Annotated in this window: 12 protein-coding genes and 3 tRNA genes; 9 read left to right on the forward strand and 6 right to left on the reverse strand. The window is 65.4% G+C overall.

Going from position 1 to position 14,615, the window contains the following annotated elements; all coding sequences use genetic code 11:
- Positions 1 to 40: 40 nt before the first annotated feature.
- The 4 genes from ASD87_RS08875 to ASD87_RS08890 form a co-directional block, all read right to left on the reverse strand.
- On the reverse strand, positions 41 to 1,708 hold the full coding sequence (locus ASD87_RS08875) for an FMN-binding glutamate synthase family protein (protein ID WP_056320056.1): 1,668 nt from the start codon (positions 1,706 to 1,708) through the stop codon (positions 41 to 43).
- Between the two features lie 200 nt (positions 1,709 to 1,908).
- Positions 1,909 to 3,132 (reverse strand): YeeE/YedE family protein, encoded by a 1,224-nt coding sequence (locus ASD87_RS08880; protein WP_056320058.1) that lies wholly within the window; start codon positions 3,130 to 3,132, stop codon positions 1,909 to 1,911.
- A gap of 150 nt (positions 3,133 to 3,282) precedes the next feature.
- Positions 3,283 to 4,227, reverse strand: a complete 945-nt coding sequence (locus ASD87_RS08885; protein ID WP_056320060.1) for an AEC family transporter — start codon at positions 4,225 to 4,227, stop codon at positions 3,283 to 3,285.
- 33 nt (positions 4,228 to 4,260) lie between these two features.
- Positions 4,261 to 5,154 carry a DMT family transporter gene (locus ASD87_RS08890; RefSeq protein ID WP_056320063.1) on the reverse strand — a complete coding sequence of 298 codons (894 nt, stop codon included), beginning with the start codon at positions 5,152 to 5,154 and terminating at the stop codon, positions 4,261 to 4,263.
- Between the two features lie 118 nt (positions 5,155 to 5,272).
- Here ASD87_RS08890 and ASD87_RS08895 point away from each other — a divergent pair, with 118 nt between their 5' ends.
- Positions 5,273 to 5,716 (forward strand): GNAT family N-acetyltransferase, encoded by a 444-nt coding sequence (locus ASD87_RS08895; RefSeq protein ID WP_056320068.1) that lies wholly within the window; start codon positions 5,273 to 5,275, stop codon positions 5,714 to 5,716.
- Between the two features lie 150 nt (positions 5,717 to 5,866).
- On the opposite strand, the gene ASD87_RS08900 is transcribed toward ASD87_RS08895, so the two are convergent.
- A tRNA-Leu gene (locus ASD87_RS08900) sits at positions 5,867 to 5,951 on the reverse strand.
- A 150-nt stretch (positions 5,952 to 6,101) separates the two neighbouring features.
- On the opposite strand from ASD87_RS08900, the gene ASD87_RS08905 reads away from it, so the two are divergent.
- Complete coding sequence (locus ASD87_RS08905) at positions 6,102 to 6,713, forward strand: tRNA-uridine aminocarboxypropyltransferase (RefSeq protein ID WP_056320229.1); 612 nt, start codon at positions 6,102 to 6,104, stop codon at positions 6,711 to 6,713.
- A gap of 147 nt (positions 6,714 to 6,860) precedes the next feature.
- Here the strand turns inward: ASD87_RS08905 and ASD87_RS08910 are convergent.
- Positions 6,861 to 6,945, reverse strand: a tRNA-Leu gene (locus ASD87_RS08910).
- 238 nt (positions 6,946 to 7,183) lie between these two features.
- Here ASD87_RS08910 and rnr point away from each other — a divergent pair.
- The 7 genes from rnr (at position 7,184) to ASD87_RS08945 (ending at position 14,614) form a co-directional block, all read left to right on the forward strand.
- Positions 7,184 to 9,649 carry a ribonuclease R gene (gene rnr / locus ASD87_RS08915; RefSeq protein ID WP_056320070.1) on the forward strand — a complete coding sequence of 822 codons (2,466 nt, stop codon included), beginning with the start codon at positions 7,184 to 7,186 and terminating at the stop codon, positions 9,647 to 9,649.
- Positions 9,650 to 9,786: 137 nt separating this feature from the next.
- Positions 9,787 to 10,524, forward strand: coding sequence for a 23S rRNA (guanosine(2251)-2'-O)-methyltransferase RlmB (gene rlmB, locus ASD87_RS08920; RefSeq protein ID WP_056320073.1), 738 nt, complete (start codon positions 9,787 to 9,789; stop codon positions 10,522 to 10,524).
- A gap of 46 nt (positions 10,525 to 10,570) precedes the next feature.
- Positions 10,571 to 11,815, forward strand: coding sequence for a cystathionine gamma-synthase family protein (locus tag ASD87_RS08925; protein ID WP_056320076.1), 1,245 nt, complete (start codon positions 10,571 to 10,573; stop codon positions 11,813 to 11,815).
- A gap of 57 nt (positions 11,816 to 11,872) precedes the next feature.
- A complete protein-coding gene (locus ASD87_RS08930) occupies positions 11,873 to 12,553 on the forward strand; it encodes a Fe2+-dependent dioxygenase (RefSeq protein ID WP_056320078.1) in 681 nt (226 codons plus the stop codon).
- A gap of 355 nt (positions 12,554 to 12,908) precedes the next feature.
- The gene (locus tag ASD87_RS08935) at positions 12,909 to 13,181 is read left to right on the forward strand and encodes an HU family DNA-binding protein (protein WP_003812968.1); all 273 of its coding nucleotides are present in this window, start codon (positions 12,909 to 12,911) and stop codon (positions 13,179 to 13,181) included.
- A 145-nt stretch (positions 13,182 to 13,326) separates the two neighbouring features.
- Positions 13,327 to 13,402, forward strand: a tRNA-Val gene (locus ASD87_RS08940).
- 393 nt (positions 13,403 to 13,795) lie between these two features.
- The gene (locus ASD87_RS08945; protein ID WP_056320081.1) at positions 13,796 to 14,614 is read left to right on the forward strand and encodes an energy transducer TonB; all 819 of its coding nucleotides are present in this window, start codon (positions 13,796 to 13,798) and stop codon (positions 14,612 to 14,614) included.
- Position 14,615 lies beyond the last annotated feature (1 nt).

The following is a 14,615-nucleotide window of genomic DNA, read 5'->3' on the forward strand; positions in this document are numbered from 1 at the left end:
GGGCGGCTCGGATCCTGTCCGCGCCGCCCGTCAGCGCCGTTCAGGAGTTGCCGGCCGCGGCGGCCTGTGCGGCGTGCTCGCGCGCCAGGGCCGTGGTGATGTCGTGGGTGGGCTGAAACGACTGCGCCTGCGCCATCGCCCAGCCTGCGCGGAAGACCTGGTGCCGGAACTCGCCGCGCAACAGCTCGCCAGGCGCCAGCTCCGGAAACAGCGCGGACAAGAGGCGGATTTCGCTGGGCGAGATGCGTCGCGCGATATGGTGCGGGCGCAACTGGCCCGGGTGGGTCAGGCCGGCCGCGGCCAGCAGTTCTGCAAGTGCATGCAGCGTGTTCTTGTGAAAATTGGCCACGCGCTGCGCCTTGTCGGGCACCACCAGCGCGCGTTGCCGTAGCGGATCCTGCGTGGTGACGCCGGTGGGGCATTTGCCGGTGTGGCAGGCCTGGGCCTGGATGCAGCCGATGGCAAACATGAAGCCGCGCGCGGCGTTGCACCAGTCGGCGCCCATCGCCATCACGCGGGCCATGTCGAACGCAGTGATGATCTTGCCGGACGCGCCCAGCTTGATGCGGTCGCGCAGGTTCACGCCGATCAGCGTGTTGTGCACGAGTCGCAGCGCCTCGCGCAGCGGCGTGCCCACGTGATCCACGAATTCCACGGGCGCCGCGCCCGTGCCGCCTTCCGCGCCGTCCACCACGATGAAGTCCGGGGTGATGCCGGTTTCAAGCATCGCCTTGACGATGGCGAACCACTCCCAGGGATGCCCCACGCAGAACTTGAAGCCGACGGGCTTGCCGCCGGAGAGCTCGCGCAGGCGCGCCACGAATTTCATCAGGCCGATCGGACTGTCGAACGCGGAATGGCTGGCGGGCGAATTGCAGTCCTGCCATGGCGCCACGCCTCGCGCCTCGGCAATTTCGATCGTTACCTTGCCCGCCGGCAGGATGCCGCCGTGGCCCGGCTTGGCGCCTTGCGACAGCTTGATCTCGATCATCTTGACCTGCGGCGTACAGGCGTTGCGCACAAACGCTTCTTCCGAAAACGCGCCGTGCTCGTCGCGGCAACCGAAATAGCCCGAGCCGATGTTCCAGACGAGGCTGCCGCCCGGCTGGCGATGGTAGCGGCTGATGCCGCCTTCGCCGGTGTCGTGCGCAAAGTCGCCTTGCCGCGCGCCTTCGTTCAGCGCCAGCACCGCGTTGGCCGACAGCGCGCCAAAGCTCATGGCCGACACGTTGAACACCGACATGGAATAGGGCTGCGTGCAGTCGGGCCCGCCCACGGTGACGCGAAAGTCGGTGTCGTTGATATGCGAGGGCGACATGGAATGGTTGATCCATTCGTAGCGGTCGCCGTAGACGTCTTCCTGCGTGCCGAAGGGGCGCTTGTCGATCTCGCGCTTGGCGCGCTGGTAGACGATGGAACGCTGCGCACGCGAAAACGGCGAGGCCTGCGTGTCGTCCTCCAGGAAGTACTGGCGGATCTCGGGGCGGATGAATTCGAACAGGAATCGCAGGTTGCCGATGACCGGATAATTGCGGCGAATGGCATGCCGCGGCTGGATCAGGTCGTACACGCCCAGCACGCCCAGCAGCGCCAGCGGCACGGCTGCCGCAAGCCACCACAACGACGCGGTGGCGGCCAGGGCCGCGGTGATGGCCGCGCCTGCAAGGGTCAACAGAAAGGCCGTGAATCGGCCGGCTATCCAGTTCATGTCCGTCTCCGCTTTTCGGAATGCAGCAACCATACACCAGGGCCGCTGGCTGCCGGATGAATGGCGGGCCGTGCGCGCGCGCGCCGGCGCGGGCCTTGCGCAGCCGGGGGATAGCCTGAAAGGCGCATGTTCACTGGCCTGGCGGCGGGGCAAAAAAAATGGCCTCCTGCATCAGGAGGCCATTGCTGGAACACTGTTTCTCAGCAGCTGGACGCCGGCGGTGTCTTTTCGACGGCCAGGCCGAACAGCGGGCGCAGGTGCACGCCCAGTGCGCTGCCCGCGAACGCGGCAGGCAGCCACAGCCAGGCATGCAGGCTGCCCGACAGGATGCCGCTGAAGTAGGCGCCGATGTTGCAGCCGAAGGCCAGGCGCGAGCCATAGCCGAGCAGCAGGCCGCCGATCACGGCGCCCGCGAGCGAGCGCGCCGGCACCTTCCAGACGGGCGCGAACTTGCCGGCCGCGCTGGCGGCGGCCAGCGCGCCCAGCATGAGGCCGATGTCCATGACGGTGGTGACATCCTGGCGCAGCGGCGCGGCCAGCGACGGCTGCTTGGCCCAGTAGGCCCAGGTGGCGACGTCGCCGCCCAGGGCATCCAGCGTCTTGGCGCCCCACAAGGCGAAAGCGGACGTAATGCCCCAGGGGCGTCCGGCCAGCGCCAGCGTTGCGAAGTTCAGCACGACGAGCGCCACGCCGCCCCACACGAGGGGCCACGGACCCTGCAGCAGCGAAACGGGGCGAGCCGTGCGCGAGGCGAAGGAAATCACGTGGCCATGACGGCGCTTTTCCAGCGTGGTGGCGATCCAGGCGATCAGCGCAAAGACGGCCAGATTGACGAGGATCGCGGGCGCCAGGCCCCAGGTCTTGATGAGCGACGTGGGCGCCAGCGCCGGCAGGCTGGACCACCAGCCGAAGTTGGCCGTGGCGATGACCGAACCCACGATGAAGAACAGCAGCGTCACCACCATGCGGGTGTTGCCGCCGCCCACTGCGAAGAGCGTGCCCGACGCGCATCCGCCGCCCAGCTGCATGCCGACGCCGAACAGGAACGCGCCCAGCAGGACCGAGACGCCCGGGGGCGACACGAAGCCGTTGACCGGCTGACCGAACAGCGTGCCGGCGGCCAGAAAGGGAAAGAACAGCAGCACGCCCACGGCGAGCATCAGCATCTGCGCGCGCAGGCCGGCACCGCGGCGGTCCGACACGAACACGCGCCAGGCTTGCGTGAAACCGAACGAAGCGTGGTACAGCGTGACGCCAAGCAGTGCGCCGACCACCCACAGCGCGCCCTGGCGCCAACTGACGGTCTGGTTCAGGTACAGGGCGCCGGCCACGACCAGCAGCACCGCAATCCAGAGCGGCTTGCGATTGATGTGGATGGGCGGCAGGGCCGAGGGCAGCGGCAGGGAGGAGGCGTTGGCGCTCATGAAAATCCCGAGGATCAAGTCGTAAATGCAAACGGGTGCGAAAGGCGCACCCGTGGGAATGGACGTCAGTCTAGTCCTGTCAGTAAATATCTCAAACCAAGGATTCGTGCTTTAGCAATAACGTCAAGTTATATAGAGCCGCTGGTGAGTTCACGAGACGGGGTGCGCGCTGATCCACGCGACGAGCAGGCTGACCGTCACCACCGATGCCACGGTGCTGACCAGGATGGCGCGCGAGGTCACGCGGGCGTCGCGTCCATACATCTTGGCCAGCATGAACGGTCCGGTGCCGATGGGCAGCGCGCTCATCAGCACGGCCGTCCAGGCCCACAGCGGCGGCATCGAGAACACGTAGAACGCCAGCACCGCAGTCGCGGCCGGTTGCAGGAGCAGCTTGCCCAGCACCAGGCGCATCACGCCCGGTCCGGAGGCCGCGGTTTCCGTCTGCGCCAGAAAAAGGCCGATGGTCACCAGCGCGCACGGGCTGGCGGACGTGCCCAGCAAGGCCACATAGCGGTCGACGCCTTCGGGCAGACGGGCACCAGTGGCCGCCCACGCAAGGCCAAGGACCGGGGCGGCCAGCAGCGGATTGCGGATCAGGGCGCGGCCTACCTTGAGCAGCGTCGCGGGCAGGTTGGGCGTCTGCTGCCGATCGAACTCGATGAGGGCGATGGCAAATCCGAAGAGCACGCTTGCGGTAAGCAGCGTGGTGAAAGTGGCGGGCGCCAGGCTGTCGGCGCCAAGCAGCGCCAGGCACAGCGGAATGCCCATGTATCCGGCGTTGGCGTAGGACGCCGCCAGGCCTTCGATGCTGCGGTCGGTGAGCGTCTGCGCGCGGCGCCCGCGCGCCAGGAACGAAACCACGAACGTGATGGCGATGCCGCCCGCAAACGCGCCGACGAAGCCCCAGTGCGCCATCTGCGCCAGGTCCACCTGCGTCATGGCGCGGAACAGCAGCGCGGGCAAGGACAGGTACACCACGTAGCGATTCAGCGCGTCGGTCGCGTGGGTGCCCAGGATGCGCCAGCGGGCGGCCAGCCAGCCGGTCAGTATCAGCGCAAAGACCGGCAGGGCGGCGGTGACGACGGCGTTCATGGGCGAGGGCGCAAGGGCGGAAAGGCGGTCATTCTACTTGGCGTCGCTGGCCGGCTTGCGGGTCACCAGCAGGATGCCCAGCGCGGCCAGCGCCATGCCAGGCCAGGCCAGCGGGGGAATGGGCTCGCGCAGGATCAGCAGCGCAATGATCGCCGTGCAGGGCGGCACCAGGAAAAACAGCGCTGACACGCGCGAGGCCTCGCCATGGCGGATCATGGCCAGCAGCAGGGTGATGGCGACCAGGGAGTTGCCGACGACCAGATAGGCGAGCGAGCCGAGCAAGGGGCCGGTCCATTCGATGCGCATGGGTTCCAGCCAGAATGCCAACGGCGCGGACACGGCAAGGCCCACGCCATACTGGACGAAGTTGGAGGCGACGGGATGGATCTGCGTGCCGAAGCGCTTTTCGTAGAGCGTGCCGCCCGTGAGGCAGAGCAGCGCGCCGACCGCGAATCCCAGCCCCAGCGGCGCCAGCACGTCGATCGAGGCCTTGGCCACGATCACGAGCGCGGCGCCCGCCACGCCCAGCGCCAGGCCGGCCCACCGCCTGGCGTCGACGCGTTCATGCGCGAGCGCGGGCGCCAGCAGGCCGATGAGGATGGGTTGAAGCGAGGTGATGAGGGCCACGCCGCCCGCCGACATTCCCTGCTTGAGCGAGAGGTAGGTGAAGCAGAAGTAGCCGGCCTGCAGCAGCAGGCCCACCATCGCCAGGTGACCCCATGCGCTGGCCCGCGTGGGCAGCGGCGGCCGCAGCGCCAGCAGCAGCGGCGCAAGGATCAACACGACGCATGCGTAGCGCAACGCCAGGAACGTCAGCGGATCGGCATAGGCCAGGCCCACCTTGAGCACGACAAAGCCGCTGGACCACAGCACGAGAAAGAGCGCGGGTGCGGCTTTCAACCAGGCAGGGGGCGCGGCAGGCGTCATGGCGGACCAAGGGCGGCAAGGGCAAGCCGCGATCGTACCCCTTTTCGCACCTTCTTCATCCTTGCGAAAATGCGGCGTAGGATTCAGTTATTCATTTGCTGCAACGTAGGGGTAGGACATGTCGGCCAACAAAGAAGCAACGGTGCGTATTGCGCTGGGAACCTGGGATCGCTTGCGCGACGACGCTTATTCGGTGCGCCACGCGGTTTTCGTGGTCGAGCAGAACGTGCCGCCGGAAATCGAGATGGATGACGACGACGCGGTGTCGGTGCATGCCGTGGCGTATGGACCCGATGGCACGCCGATGGGCACGGGGCGCCTGTTGCCCGACGGTCACATCGGCCGCATGGCGGTTCACAAGCGCGCGCGCGGAATGGGCGTGGGCGGGCAGTTGCTCGATGCGCTGATCGGGCAGGGGCACGGCGACGGCCACCGCATGCTGGTGTTGCATGCCCAGACGCACGCCGCGGGCTTTTACGAAGCGCATGGCTTCAAGGCCGAAGGCGAAGAGTTCGTCGAGGCCGGAATTCCGCACGTGGTGATGACGCGCACGTTGAAGTAGCGCGCCGCGCTGGGGGCGTGCGCCGCAGCCGATGCGCGGCGGCGCCTCGCCCTCCGCAGTTTGGCGCGCACAAAGCAAAAACCCCGAACGCTTTCGCATTCGGGGTTTTTCTTTTGGCGCATCACGACAGGTACCTCGTGATGTAGTAATTGGTGCCCAGGAGAGGACTCGAACCTCCACACCTTGCGGCACACGGACCTGAACCGTGCGCGTCTACCAATTCCGCCACCTGGGCGCTGTTGCTTCACATGTTGCGTCGCTTTCGCGTCCGTTTCGTGTTCAGCAGCAGAGGAACGAGATTATGCACACTTTTTTTGAAGTGTGCAACTTCGTCTGCATTTTTTTCACTTTTTTTGTGCGGTCCGCTTTCGATATAGTGTCGGCCATGTCTCGATCCCTCTGCACGCGCTGTCTGCGCCCGCTGTCGCATTGCCTTTGCGCTCTGATCCCGTCGTTGTCCTGCCGCACCAGCGTGGTGGTCCTGCAGCATCCCAGCGAAGCGCGCCACGCGCTGAACACGGCGCGCCTGGCAGTGCTGGGAATCGCGGGCGCGCGCCGTGTCGTCGGTGAATATTTTTCCGAGGCGGATTGGGCAGCGCCGGGGTGCGCCCCGCGCCTGCTGTTTCCGGGAGAGGGCGCCGACGTGCTGACGCCGGGCTATGGTCAGGACATGGACACGCCCATCCGGCTGATCGTGCCGGACGGCACGTGGGGGCATGCGCGCAAGCTGCTGCACATCAACCCGGCGCTTGCCGCGCTGCCGCGCGTCATGCTGCCGCCGGGCCTGTCGACGCGCTACCGTGTGCGCCATGCCGATGTGCCGGGCGCGTTGTCCACCATCGAGGCCGTGACGCACGCGCTCAATGCCATCGAGGCGCCGCGCAACTTCGACGCGCTGCTGGCGCCGTTCGAGGCGTTGATCGATGGTCAGATCGACGGCATGGGCGCGGACCTTTACGCGCGTCATCATTTGAATCGCAAGGTGCCCTGGCGCTGACCGGGGAAAGCAAAACGCGTGGGGCAACGTAAATCGCCCGGCAAAGCAAAAGCCCCGCGGAAAGCAAAAGCCCCGGGAATCTTTCGATTTCCGGGGCTCTTAGCCTTTTGATCAAGCCAGTTTGAAACTGCCTTGATTAGAATTCCGTGGTGCCCAGGAGAGGACTCGAACCTCCACACCTTGCGGCACATGGACCTGAACCATGCGCGTCTACCAATTCCGCCACCTGGGCACTGAAAGATACTGTCAGAACTATGTGCTACGCTGCGTTCCAGTCGCGTGACTTAGATTCAAGCTCTAAACCTTGAACTAATCCATGCGTCCGAATGCAGTTGGTTTTACAATGGGTTTTTTTCAACCCGAGTTATCAGCTTTTTAATTCGGCTTCTAACTCTTCTGACCATTTCTGCTTCAGTGTTCAGCCTTGGGCGAACCACAGAAGCTGCGCATTATATACGGAAAATTTAGCTTTGGCAAAACGATCGAATAACGAATCGAATAACAACAGATCAACACCCTTGCCCGAAGCGCCGCCGGACTTCGACCCTGATGTTCCGTCCCGTGAAGCCATCCTGACAGCGCTGCGCGCCGCGGGTTCGCCATTGTCGCCGGCTGAGCTGGCCGAACGCATGGGCGTCGAGCGCGAGGCGACGATGGTGGGCTTTGAGCGCCGCCTCGGTGCGATGGAGCGCGACGGGCAGTTGCTGCCCAATCGCAAGGGGGTGCTGCTGCTGGCGACCAAGCTCGATTTCGTGGCGGGCAAGGTGCTGGGGCATCGCGACGGCTTCGGATTCCTGCTGCGCGATGACGGCGGGCCGGATCTGTTCCTGTCGCCTCGCGAAATGCTCAAGGTGCTGCACGGCGACCGCGTGCTGGTCAAGCCGTCGGGCGAATACCGGGGCAAGCCGGAAGGCACCATCGTCGAAGTCATCGAGCGCCGCACCAACAAGCTGGTGGGCCGCTTTCTGCACGAGCACGGCCTGTCCATCGTCGTGCCCGAAGACCAGCGCATCAAGCACGACATCCTGATTCCGCCCAGCGACACCAACGGCGCCCAGCACGGGCAGGTGGTCGCGGTGGAAATCATGGCGCAGCCCACGCGCCACACGCAGCCGCTCGGCCGCGTGGCCGAGGTGCTGGGCGAGATCGACGATCCCGGCATGGAAATCGAAATTGCCGTGCGCAAGTTCGACGTGCCGGTCGACTTCACCGAAGGCGCCTTGAAGCAGGCCGCGCGCCTGCCCGACACCGTCCGCAAGTCCGACCTGAAAGACCGCGTCGACCTGCGCGACGTGCCGCTCATCACGATCGACGGCGAGGACGCGCGCGACTTCGACGACGCGGTGTACTGCGAGCCGGTCGAGCTGGGTACGGGCCAGCGCAAGCGTCCGGGCTGGCGCCTGCTGGTCGCCATTGCCGACGTCAGCCATTACGTGCGTCCGGGCGATGCGCTGGACGACGATGCGATGGAGCGCGGCACCAGCGTCTACTTCCCGCGCCGGGTCATTCCCATGTTGCCCGAGTCGCTGTCCAACGGCCTGTGCTCGCTCAACCCTGACGTCGACCGTCTGGTGCTGGTGTGCGACATGGTCATCCCGGCCAGCGGCGCCAAGGCCGGCACGGTCACGGCGTACCAGTTCTATAACGCGGTCATGCACTCGCACGCCCGCACCACCTACACCAACATCTGGGCGGCGCTGCAGCAGCCGGGCGGTCCGGCCGCGCATGCGATGCGCAGCGTGATGCCGCAGGTCCAGCACCTGTACGAGCTCTTCCAATTGCTGTCGCAAGGCCGCAAGAAGCGCGGCGCCATCGATTTCGACACGGTTGAAACCAAGATCGTCTGCAACGAGCTCGGCCGCATCGAACAGATCGTGCCGTCCGTGCGCAACGACGCGCACAAGCTGATCGAAGAGTGCATGCTGGCCGCGAACACCTGCGCGGCCGACTTCATGACGCGCAGCAAGCATCCGGGCCTGTACCGGATCCACGAGGGTCCCACGCCCGAGCGCCTGCAGTCGCTGCGCGAATTCCTGCGCACCATGGGGCTGTCGCTGGGCGGGGGCGAAATGCCCACGGCCAAGGACTACGGCGATTTCCTGGATTCCGTGCGCGGGCGTCCCGACTACCAGCTGCTGCAGACCATGTGCCTGCGCTCGATGCAGCAGGCGGTCTACAGCCCCGACAACATGGGCCACTTCGGCCTGTCCTATCCGGGCTACAGCCACTTCACCTCGCCGATCCGCCGGTATCCCGACCTGCTCACGCACCGGGTCATCAAAGCGTTGCTCGCGGGGCAGCGTTATGTGCCCAGCCTGGACGATCACGCGGTCGTCATCGGCCGCAGCCAGCGCGAACACGAGCAGGCCATCTGGGAAAAGATGGGCTTGGTGCTGTCGGCCAGCGAGCGCCGCGCCGACGAGGCGTCGCGCGATGTCGAGGCCTGGCTCAAGTGCTGGTTCGTCAAGGAGCGCGTGGGCGAAGACTTCAGCGGCACGGTCACCGGGGTGGCAAGCTTCGGCATCTTCGTCACGCTGGACACGTTGCACGTCGAGGGCCTGGTGCACGTGTCGGAACTGGGCGGCGAATATTTCCAGTTCAACGACGCCCTGCACGAACTGCGCGGCGAGCGTACCGGCATGCGTTACCGCCTGACTGACAAGGTGCAGGTGCAGGTCGCGCGCGTGGACCTGGAAGCGCGCCGCATCGAGTTCCGCCTGGTGCAGGGCACGAGCTTCGACGCGCTGCGCAAGGCGTCGGCGCGCGGGCCCGACGAACCCGTGCGCCGGGTCAAGAAGGCAGCCTCTCCCAAGCCCGCCAGCCTGAAGGGCCAGACCGCCAAGGAACGGCGAGCCTCGGCCAAGAAGGCCGGCAAGCCGCCCAAGACCACCCAGCGGGCCGCGCCCGCCAAGAAGGCCGTCCGCAAGCGCCACTGACCGGCGGCGCGGATCCTTATGGCCATGCCGTCGTTTGGCGGCGTGGCCTAAGGGGGTAACATTGCGGTTAGTGCCGGCGCTGTCCGGCGGCCCGCCCCCTCTGGGGCGGGTATTCGTTTATCTAAAGGTATTGTTTTATGGCGTCGACCCAAGTCCTGGCCGGGTTTCACGCGGTTGTCGCGCGGCTGCGTCACGCGCCCGAGTCGATCAAGGAAATCTACGTCGAGGCCTCGCGCCGCGACAAGCGCATGCAGACATTCATCGAGCAGGCCGAGCGCGCCGGCTGCCGGCTTCACCCGGTTCCGATGGAACGCCTGGACGGCCTGGCGCGCGGCACGCGTCACCAGGGCGTGGTGGCGCTGGCCGACGAGCGCCAACTGGCGGTGGATGTCGACGAAGTGCTCGACGTGATCGAAGGGCCGCCGCTGCTGCTGATCCTTGATGGCGTGACCGACCCGCACAATCTGGGCGCTTGCCTGCGCACCGCCGACGCGGCGGGCGTGCATGCGGTGATCGCGCCGCGCGATCGGGCGGTGGGGCTGAACGCCACCGTGCAGCGTGTCGCCTGCGGCGCGGCGGACACGGTGCCGTACCTGATGGTGACGAACCTGGCGCGCACCATGCGCAGCCTGAAGGACCGGGGCGTGTGGCTCGTCGGGACGGACGATCAGGCCACCGACAGCATGCACAAGGTCGATGCGCGCCAGCCGATGGCCTGGGTCATGGGCGCGGAAGGCGAGGGCATGCGCCGCCTCACGCGCGAGACCTGCGACCAGCTCGTGAACATCCCGATGCTGGGTTCGGTGGAAAGCCTGAACGTCAGCGTCGCCAGCGCCGTCTGCTTGTACGAGACCGTGCGCCAGCGCCAATCGTGATCCGTCCCACCCTGTAGATTCCCTTCTTCAATTGCGTCAGCCCATCATGCACCAGAACGGCTTTACCACCACGATTCTCCATTCCGACCGCAATCAATCCGTCGAGCACGGAGCGGTGCACAAGCCGATGCACCCGTCGTCCGAATTCGCTTACGACGACGCGCGCGAGCTGGCTGCCGTATTCCAGGGCAAGGCGGGCTTCACGTATGCGCGCCAGGGCACGCCGACCACGACGGCGCTGGAGGCCAAGATCAGCCAGATGGAAGGCGGCAAGGGCACGGTCAGCTTTTCAACGGGCATGGCCGCGCTGGCCGCCATTTTCACCACGCTGCTGCGCCGGGGCGATCACCTGGTGTCCAGCCAGTACGTGTTCGGCAACACCAACAGCCTGTTCGGCACGCTGCAGGAACTGGGCGTGGAGATCACCTTCGTGGACGCGACGGATTCGGCGCAGGTGCGCGCCGCCATCCAGCCCAATACGCGCATGGTCTTTACCGAGACCATCGCCAACCCGGGCACGCAGGTGGCCGACCTGGCGGTGATCGGCAAGATCTGCCGCGAGAAGGGGCTGGTCTATGTCGTGGATAACACGCTGACCTCGCCGTGGATGTTCCGGCCGGCCTCGGTCGGCGCGTCGCTGGTGATGAATTCGCTGTCCAAGTACATCGGCGGACACGGCAATGCGCTGGGCGGCGCCGTGACCGACACCGGCCTGTACGACTGGGCCGGCAACGACAACATCCACGAAGCCTATCGCAAGGGCGCGTCCACCGTCTGGGGGCTTACGCAGATCAAGAAGAAGGGCCTGCGCGACATGGGCGGCACGCTGGCCGCCGAGCCCGCGCACCGCATCGCGGTGGGCGCCGAGACGCTGGCGCTGCGCATGGCCAAACATTGTTCCAACGCGCTGGCGCTGGCGCGTTTGCTGCAAGCGCATCCGGGCGTGGCGAAGGTGCATTATCCGGGCCTGGCCAGCCACCCCCAGCATGAGCGGGCGGCGGCATTGTTCGGGTCGCGATTCGGCGGTCTGCTGGGCGTCGAACTGGCGGACGGCGTCGATTGCTTCGACTTCCTGAACCGCCTGCGCGTGGTGCTGATGGCGACGCACCTGGGCGATACGCGCAGCCTGGCGCTGCCGGCGGCGCACACGATCTATTACGAGATGGGCGCGGAGCGCCGCAAGCAGATGGGCATCGCGGACAGCCTGATCCGCGTGTCGGTCGGCATCGAGGACGAGGCCGATTTGCTGTTTGATTTCGATCAGGCGCTCAATGGTTGCCTGAAGGGATAATTCGGCAGCCGCGGCGCCCCGGGCAGGGGCGCCAGCAACGCAATCGGGCAGGAACCCATGCTTATTCAGATCGCAGAAGTCTTTACGCCGCAAGAGGCTGCCGACATCCGCCAGCGGCTGGATGCCGCGGACTGGGTGGACGGCAAGGTGACCGCAGGCCATCAGTCGGCCCAGGTCAAGCGCAACCGGCAACTGTCCGAGCAGCATCCGCTGGCGCAAGAGCTCGGCACGCTGATCCTGCAGCGCCTGTCGGCAAACAACCTCTTCATGTCGGCGGCGCTGCCGCGCAAGATCTTCCCGCCGCTCTTTAACCGCTACGAAGGCGGCGAGGCGTTCGGCTATCACGTGGACAACGCCGTGCGCGGCATCGCCGGCTCGGCCGAGCGTGTGCGCACCGACCTGTCCGCGACGCTGTTCTTCTCTGACCCCGACAGCTACGACGGCGGCGAACTCGTCATCGACGACACCTATGGCCCGCGTGCCGTGAAGCTGCCGGCCGGACACATGGTGCTGTATCCGGGGACGAGCCTGCATAAAGTCAATCCCGTAACGCGCGGCGCGCGCGTCAGTTCATTTTTCTGGATGCAGAGCCTGGTGCGCGAAGACAGCCAGCGTGCGCTGCTGCTGAACATGGACGTCGCCATCCAACGCTTGAATCAAGATGTGGCGGGACATGCCTCAATTGTTCAGCTCACCGGCATTTATCACAATCTGCTGCGTCGCTGGGCCGACGTTTGATGAAGCTTAAAGTGTTTTTTGCGGGTGTCGCGCAAACCCCAAAATGAGCGTTTTTGTTTATTGCGGAATCGGCTAAAAGCTAGTATTGACGCGGGTTGCCGTGAGGTTTTCGCTTGACAGCCGCTCTACGCCAAGGCCTAATACACGTCTGCGTCGCTGACGGTTTGCAGGCATTAAGCCAGCAAATCCTAGGCGGCGCAGCAGTTTAAAAGTTGTGCTTTGCAGCGCAAGAAAAAAGTTTATCCACTGTCTGTTCGTCGTTTGCCTGGTCTCGCGTCCATTTCTGGCATTCCTTCCTGACGGCCATGAACTGCCGCCCCGGGCAGACTCCACACCTTGTGAGGGGTACACCTGCATGAACAAAACCGAACTCATCGATCACATCGCCAGCAAGGCCGATATCTCCAAGGCTGCAGCCGGCCGTTCGCTCGACGCCCTGATCGGTGCCGTGAAGACCACGCTGAAGAAGGGCGGTACGGTCACGCTGGTCGGTTTCGGCACGTTTGCCGTGTCGGCTCGCGCCGCGCGCACCGGCCGCAACCCGCGCACTGGCGAAACCATCAAGATCAAGAAGGCCAAGGTGCCGAAGTTCCGTCCGGGCAAGGCCCTGAAGGACGCTGTCAACTGATAGGACGGCAGCCGATCGCATGGCGCACGGCGCTGCGATTTGCCCACAAGTACGCGGTCCGGTATACTCCGGCCCGCGTATTGCTTTTGAGTACCCCAAATTGGCAATGTCCCCGCGCAAATGCGCCGGGCGATTGCACCGAAATGGGTGCTTAGCTCAGTTGGTAGAGCGGCGCCTTTACACGGCGTAGGTCACAGGTTCGACCCCTGTAGCACCCACCAGAAGCCCTCGCAGTTCACATCGAACCCGCACACATCCCGCCTCCGGCGACGTGGCGGGTTTTTTGTTTTCCGGCCCTGATTGCGACGGCGCGTCTCTTCGAATTGAATGCTTGGCCAACATGGGTCTGACATGGGTCTGACCCGCATTGGTCTGACCCGCGTGGCTAACGCGCCGTCACGGGCATGCCTCATGCTGCCCGCCTTTTCATAAGCGTTTTATTGATGCTGCCTTGATTCCGATCAGCAGTGTTACGCTGTTCCATTCGAAATACAACGTGCGAATCATTCGCATTTAAGATACTATGACGGGCTTGTACCGGTCAGCCGGCGCCGCGGTCTTGTGCGCGTCAACTTCCTGGCAGGCCGGAAAAGTCAATGCACCCTGGCTGATTCATGCCTAGTCTTCAACCCGGTTGGAATTCTTCTTCGCGGTCTTCTTTTGGTATTCGCGCAGGCGCTGGCCTGGCGGTCGTTGCGCTTCATGCAGCGGTGATCGGCGCCATTTTCATGGCGCCGGAGAGTCGTCCTGAATTGGAGGAACCCGAGGCGATCATGGTGAGCGTGGTGGATGCGCCCGTTCCCCAGATCGCCAAAGCCGAACCTACGCCCGAAGTGCCGCAGCCGGTCACCGAGACGCCGCCCGAGCCGGAACCCGAGATCGAGCCCGAACCCGAGCCCGAACCGGAATTGAAACCGGAACCCGAGCCGGAGCCCGAACCCGAGCCGGTGGTCGAAAAGCCGCCCATGCCGACGCCCAAGCCGCCTCCGCCCAAACCCAAGCCGAAGCCCAAGCCCAAGCCTCAGCCCAAGCAGGAGGTCAAGCCCGAGCCCAAGCCCGAGACGCCGCCGCAGCAGACGCCGCCCAGCGGCGCGCCGGAAGGCACGCAGGCGCCGCAAGGCCCGACGCAGGGCCCGCCGCCCGATCAGCCCGTGCTGGTCTCGAGCATTGAATTCCAGGGCGCGCGTCCGATGCCCAACTATCCGATGGCATCGCGCCGCATGCGGGAAGAGGGGCGTGTCGTGGTGCTGGTGGAAATCAACACCCAGGGCCTGGTCGAGCGCGCGACCATCGACGCTTCGTCGGGGTTTCCGCGCCTGGACGAATCGGCGCTGGCAGCCGCCCGCAAAGGCCGTTTCAAGCCGTATACCCGCAATGGCGTGGCCTATCCCGCCAAAGCAAAAATTCCGTTCGATTTCGTAATGAGGAACTGAG

It is taken from the genome of Achromobacter sp. Root170, assembly GCF_001428165.1.
GTDB classification, from domain to species: domain Bacteria; phylum Pseudomonadota; class Gammaproteobacteria; order Burkholderiales; family Burkholderiaceae_B; genus Achromobacter; species Achromobacter mucicolens.